Origin of the sequence: Croceivirga lutea (genome assembly GCF_014235875.1) — a bacterium.
Taxonomy (GTDB): Bacteria; Bacteroidota; Bacteroidia; order Flavobacteriales; family Flavobacteriaceae; genus Croceivirga; species Croceivirga lutea.
Genome location: NZ_JACJUK010000010.1, coordinates 117,152 through 124,143 on the forward strand (window position 1 = coordinate 117,152; position 6,992 = coordinate 124,143).

Genomic DNA, 6,992 nt, shown 5'->3' on the forward strand with positions numbered 1-6,992 from the left:
TTTCAAGAGAATGCAAATCAGCCTGATAGGCTGATTTTTTTTGTTTAAACTTCAGATTTGTTAAACTTATTATAAAATAACTTAAACAAAAGCAACCATTGTAAAATTGTTTAATCTTTATGACAGAATAGTGAACTAATGGTGGTGTAAATTAAACATTTTCCCTAATAACACCATACTTGCTGTTTATTTATAATTAATTAACATTAAACAAATTGTAATGAAAAAAATCAAACAATTAACTGGCGTAATGCTAACCGCAATGCTTTTGTTTTTATCATTTTCCTGTGAAGATGATAAAGATGACGACACTGGAACCGAAACCAATAGAGAAAGTTCAACAATCGTAGAAACCGCTGTAGCTACAGATGATCTTTCCTCTCTTGTTGCTGCTCTAACCAAAGCTGACGAAAAAGAAGATTCTGATTTAATTGGAACCTTAAGTACAGACGGCCCATTCACCGTCTTTGCCCCAACCAATGAAGCCTTTACCGCATTACTAGCTAGTCTAGATGGTTTTGATACATTAGAAGACTTTGATACTGACGAAGAAAAGGCGCTTTTGGCCCAAATTTTACAGTATCACGTAGTTGCTGGCGTTGCCGCAGCATCAACAGACTTAAGTGAAGGTCAGACTATAACTACCGTTCAGGGTGAAGATATTGCTGTTTCTCTTGAAGGTGGAGTTTTTATAGATGATGCTACAGACGCAAATGCCGAAGTTATTTTAGCTGATGTAACTGCTAGTAACGGTATAGTTCACGTAATTAACAAAGTGTTACTACCACAAGCGGTATTAGATGCTTTAAGTGGTGAGGCTGAAGAAGAAGAAGAAACTTCTGAAACTTTAGTAGACATTGTAGTAGCTTCTGAAAGCTTAACTGTACTAGAAGCTGCAGTTATCAAAGCAGGTTTAGCTGAAACCTTGTCTAGTGAAGGCCCGTTTACGGTTTTTGCACCAACTGATGATGCTTTTGTTGACTTATTAGATGCTTTAGGTGATGATTACAATAGTTTAGACGATTTTGACACAGAAGAAGAGCTAGCTCTTTTAACTAACATTCTTTTATATCATGTTGTTCCTGCTCAGGTTTTAGCTGCTGACCTTGCAGAAGGTAGTGTTGCCACAGCTTTAACAGAAAATTCCATTGAAGTAATAGCTTCTGAAGAAACTTTTGTAATAGGAGATGCTTCTGAGACTAATGCAAACATTACAGGCACAGATATTTTAGCCTCTAATGGTGTAGCACATACAATAGACAAAGTTTTATTACCACAAGAAGCTGTAGATTTTGCTGCGTCTTTACAAATGAAAAATATTGTAGAAATTGCAATAGAAACTGATAACCTAAGCTTATTAGTTGAAGCTTTAACAACTGCAAATGCTGGTTTGGTTGAAACGTTGAGCGGTGAAGGTCCTTTTACAGTTTTTGCTCCAACAAATGAAGCCTTTGTTGCTTTGTTAGGTGTTCTTGGAGACGATTATAACAGTCTTGCTGATTTTGATACAGAAGAAGAATTGGCCCTACTAGTTGATATTTTAACTTACCATGTAGTTGCAGGAACAGCAGCATTTTCTGCTGATTTAAGTGACGGGATGATGGTTTCTACGGTTAATGGTGCTGACTTAACAGTTAGCTTAAATGGTGGTGTTTTTATACAAGATGCATCAGAAACTCCGGCAGAAGTAACAGCAGCCGATGTTGAAGCTAGCAACGGGGTAGTTCACATTATAAACAAAGTACTCTTACCACAATCTGCTATCGACTTTGTAGCGTCATTACAAATGAAGAACATTGTTGAAATCGCAGTTGAAACAGATGATTTAAGTCTTCTAGTTGAGGCTTTAACCACTGCTAATGCCGGTTTAGTAGAAACATTGAGTGGTGACGGACCGTTTACTGTATTTGCACCAACTAATGATGCTTTTGTAGCCTTGTTAGGGGTGTTAGGTGATGATTACAACAGTTTAGCTGATTTTGATACAGAAGCTGAATTAGAACTTTTGGTTGATATTTTGACCTATCATGTGGTAGCAGGTGCTGAAGCTTTTTCAACTGATTTATCTGATGGTATGATGGTAACTACGGTTAATGGCGCTGACTTAACTGTAAACTTAGATGGTGGAGTTTTTATTGCTGATGCTTCAGACAGTCCTGCTCAAGTTGTCATTGCTGATGTGGATGCTAGCAATGGTGTAGTTCACGTGATAAATAAAGTGTTATTACCACAAGAAGCGATTGATTTTGTGATGGATTTACAATCAACAGACATAGTTGAGTTAGCGCAATCAGTAGATGATTTAAGTTTATTAGTTGATGCGCTTATAACTGCTGATGCAGGATTGGTAGAGGTTTTACAAGGTGATGGTCCATTCACTGTGTTTGCACCAACAAATCAAGCTTTTGCTGACTTATTAGATGCTCTTGGAGATTCTTACAACAGTCTTGCAGACTTTGATACTGCGGAAGAAAAAGCATTATTAGCGTCAATTTTAACGTATCATGTAGTTTCTGGAGCTGCTGTAGCTTCAACCGATTTATCTGACCATCAAGAAATTGTAACGGTACAAGGTGAATCACTATTTGCAATATTAAGTCATGGAGTTGCCATACGAGATAAGACAGATGTGGATGCAAATGTAACCGCTGCGGATAATGAAGCTAGTAATGGTATAGTACACATTATAGATAAAGTTTTATTACCACAAGCCGTTATTGATGCTTTGCATTAATAATTGACAGATAATGCATCTTATCGTAGTATAAGTATTACAAAAAATCCCTTGAGTTTCTCAAGGGATTTTTTAGTTAAAGTGTCGTTAATCGATGAAGCAACCATGATTAAATTTTTGCCATACAAAAACAGATGCTTTACAACTATTAATTTTTAAAACCAGTATTTATACGAATCTTTGGAGTCCCAAATCTTTCCAAACTAGCCGACTTTATGGCTAAAGCATCCCCCACTTGTTGGGGGATGTTTTTTTTTAGGCTATTTTATTCTCCAACTACTTTAATAGATTTATTTTCATAGCCCGTATTTACTTGTATATAATACATTCCGGCTGCAACGTCACCTACATACAGTTTTACAGAATTTGAACCTTTAGCTAAATTATGTATACCAAAGTCTCTTATTTTTCGACCGTTGGAATCATAGAATAGTATATTTCCTTTTCCTTGATAGCTTGATTCTATATCAAGATTCAATTCTTGTTTAAATCTTACCGGATACGCCATTAGCTTAATTCCACTAAGTTGTTTTTGTTCCGATTTTGGACAAACTGTTGCGTGAACTATTACATAGAAACTTGATACATTTTGGTCAACGGCAACATCATCAAATGTATAAGAGGTAAATGAACCTGCTAAATTATCTTGCTGTGGGTATTGACCAGGAGCTACCGTTAACTGCCCTCCGTTATTTCTAGGCAGACTTTCTTCTCCTACATACAACTGTGCTTCTTCCATGATATACTTATCATCATAAACTGATACAGATACACTCACAACACCATCTTGATAACTTACATTAACTGAACCTACCAAAGCTCCATTAGCCGTATTACATTGACCAGCAGCCGCGAATAAATCCATACTGTAATCCCCATTTTGGGTTGGGTATGCATTAGTCCATCCCCATCGGTTTGCAGGAATATCGAATTCAGAGAAACAGGTTCCATTTATACCCTTGGCAAATGCCGTCTCACACTTATCTATTGAACCTCCAGCACAGCTTTTATCATCATTATCACTAATATTCCATTCACAAGTACTTGAATTCCACTCAGCTTCTTGATAACATTCCAATTCTGGCATTTCTGGTTGGTCTCCCGTAATATCCCAAGAACAAGTATCTGCATTCCATATTGCTTCTTGGTAACATTCTACTTCTGGTGCTTCTGGTTGCTCGCCAGTAACATCCCAAGAACAAGTGGCATTATTCCATACAGCTGTCTCATAACATGCTGTAACTGGCATTTCTGGCTGGTCGCCAATTACATCCCAACTACAAGTATCTGCATTCCATATTGCTTCTTGGTAACATTCTACTTCTGGTGCTTCTGGTTGTTCGCCAGTAACATCCCATGAACAAGTATCATTATTCCATACAGCTGTCTCATAACATGCTGTAACTGGCATATCTGGCTGATCACCTACTATATCCCATTCACATGTATCCGCATTCCATACTGCTTCACCATAACAAGACACTTCTGGCATCTCTGGTTGCTCGCCGGTAACATCCCATGAACAAGTATCATTATTCCATACAGCTGTTTCATAACATGCGGTAACTGGCATCTCTGGTTGGTCACCAACTATATCCCACTCACAGGTATCTGCATTCCATATGGCTTCACCATAGCATGATACTTCTGGCTTTTCTGGTTGCTCGCCGGTAACATCCCATGAACAAGTATCAGTATTCCATACAGCTGTTTCATAACATGCGGTAACTGGCATCTCTGGTTGGTCACCAACTATATCCCACTCACAGGTATCTGCATTCCATATGGCTTCACCATAGCATGATACTTCTGGCTTTTCTGGTTGCTCGCCGGTAACATCCCATGAACAAGTATCAGTATTCCATACAGCTGTTTCATAACATGCGGTAACTGGCATCTCTGGTTGGTCACCAACTATATCCCACTCACAGGTATCTGCATTCCATATGGCTTCACCATAGCATGATACTTCTGGCTTTTCTGGTTGCTCGCCGGTAACATCCCATGAACAAGTATCAGTATTCCATACAGCTGTTTCATAACATGCGGTAACTGGCATCTCTGGTTGGTCACCAACTATATCCCACTCACAGGTATCTGCATTCCATATGGCTTCACCATAGCATGATACTTCTGGCTTTTCTGGTTGCTCGCCGGTAATATCCCATGCACAGGTATCAGTATTCCATTCAGCTGTTTCATAACATGCGGTAACTGGCATCTCTGGCTTAATACATATATCATCATCGCATGCATCCGGAATCCCATCATTATCTACATCTACAGTATCATCACCTTGATCACATTTATCTTTACAATCTGGTATTCCATCATGGTCACTATCTTTAGAATCATCACAATCATCAAAGCAATCAGCAATACCATCTCCATCAGCATCAAATCCTTCATCTGTTTTTCCATCACCATCGTTATCCACTCCATCACATACTTCTTGTCCTGGCTCATAAATCTCAATACTACATTGTGATGTTGCTCCCGAAGCATCTGTAATAGTTACATAATGAACTCCTGCTGTAAGATTTGTATTGGTATCTCCATTGGTACCATCATCCCACTTAAATGTATAAGGACGATAACCTCCATTACCTGTAACTGTTGCTGCTCCATCACTAGCTCCATATTCACTTACGTTTTTAAGCAAACCGGTCCAACAGTATAGAATCTTTGCTATATCAATCTGACATGTAGACTCACATCCCTTTGCATCTATCACTGTTACGCTATGTAAACCATAAGTGAGTTTTCTGGCGGTTGGCGTAGTTTCACCATTATCCCAAATGTATGTGTATGGTGCTGAACCTCCGGTTGGAAAAACAGTAGCTACACCATCTGCCGTTAAATGATTAGTAGCCAACTCATCTTGTATAGCACTGACCATAAACTTGTCACAATTACCTTTTGATGGTTCTTCAACCGTTACATTACACCTAGAAGTAGCGCCAGTTGCATCTGTTATTGTTACATAATGAATCCCAGCAGTAAGACTTGTGTTGGTATCACCAACAGTACCATCATCCCATTTAAAAGTGTAAGGACGATAACCACCATTACCAGTAACCTTTGCAGCCCCATCATTACCACCATATTCACTTACATTTTTTAGTAAACCTGTCCAACAGTAAAGAACCTTTGCAATATCTATTTGACATGTTGATTCACACCCATTGGCATCCGTTACCGTAACGGTATGAATACCGTAGGTTAAAGACCTTGCTGTTTGTGTAGTTTCTCCGTTGTCCCATACATAGGTATATGGTAATGTTCCACCACTTGGGTTTACCGTAGCTACTCCATCTGCTGTTAAATGATTTGTTGCTAAGGCGTCTTGGGTAATATTACATGAAACTATTTCTGGGACGTTGATAACTAAAATTTTGTCTTGAGTACAATTCTCTCCTTCAATAACGATTTTTATATTACCGTTTGAAGCATAGTAGGTTTCTCCATTTTCATCCCAAGTATAACTGTCATCATAACACAAAGTAATTTCAGTTATTGCTGGGTTCGGTTTCTGAGTAATAATTAATACCAATTCTGCAGTAGTGGCACATTCTTCTTCGGCTGGGGTAAAAGTGAAAACTCCATTGTCCTCACTCCATGTTCCCGTGATGCCATTGTTCGATGTGGTTGGTAAACCTCCTAAGTCTACCTGCTCATCACTACAGATTTCTACTGCATCAAAAGTGGGGGTAACCGCATCTGTAACATTAACAACCAATTCTGCAGTAGTGGCACATTCTTCTTCAGCTGGGGTAAAAGTGAAAACTCCATTGTCCTCACTCCATGTTCCCGTGATGCCATTGTTTGATGTGGTTGGTAAACCTCCTAAGTCGACCTGCTCATCACTACAGATTTCTACCGCATCAAAAGTCGGGGTAACCGCATCTGTAACATTAACAACCAATTCTGCAGTGGTAGCACATTCTTCTTTGGCTGGGGTAAAAGTGAAAACTCCATTGTCCTCACTCCATGTTCCTGTTATACCATTGTTCGATGTGGTTGGTAAACCTCCTAAGTCTACCTGCTCATCACTACAGATTTCTACCGCATCAAAAGTGGGGGTAACCGCATCTGTAACATTAACAACCAATTCTGCAGTGGTAGCACATTCTTCTTTGGCTGGGGTAAAAGTGAAAACTCCATTGTCCTCACTCCATGTTCCTGTTATACCATTGTTCGATGTGGTTGGTAAACCTCCTAAGTCTACCTGCTCATCACTACAGATTTCTACCGCATC

1 protein-coding gene and 1 pseudogene are annotated in these 6,992 nt (G+C 39.0%); one reads left to right on the plus strand and one right to left on the minus strand.

Annotated features, from left to right (window positions below; translation table 11 throughout):
- Positions 1-220 precede the first annotated feature (220 nt).
- Positions 221-2,734: a fasciclin domain-containing protein gene (locus H5V42_RS14485; protein WP_229665706.1), complete on the plus strand. Its 2,514-nt coding sequence runs from the start codon at positions 221-223 to the stop codon at positions 2,732-2,734.
- Between the two features lie 265 nt (positions 2,735-2,999).
- On the opposite strand, the pseudogene H5V42_RS14490 reads toward H5V42_RS14485, so the two are convergent.
- Positions 3,000-6,992, minus strand: a pseudogene (locus H5V42_RS14490) (hypothetical protein); the annotation flags it as partial.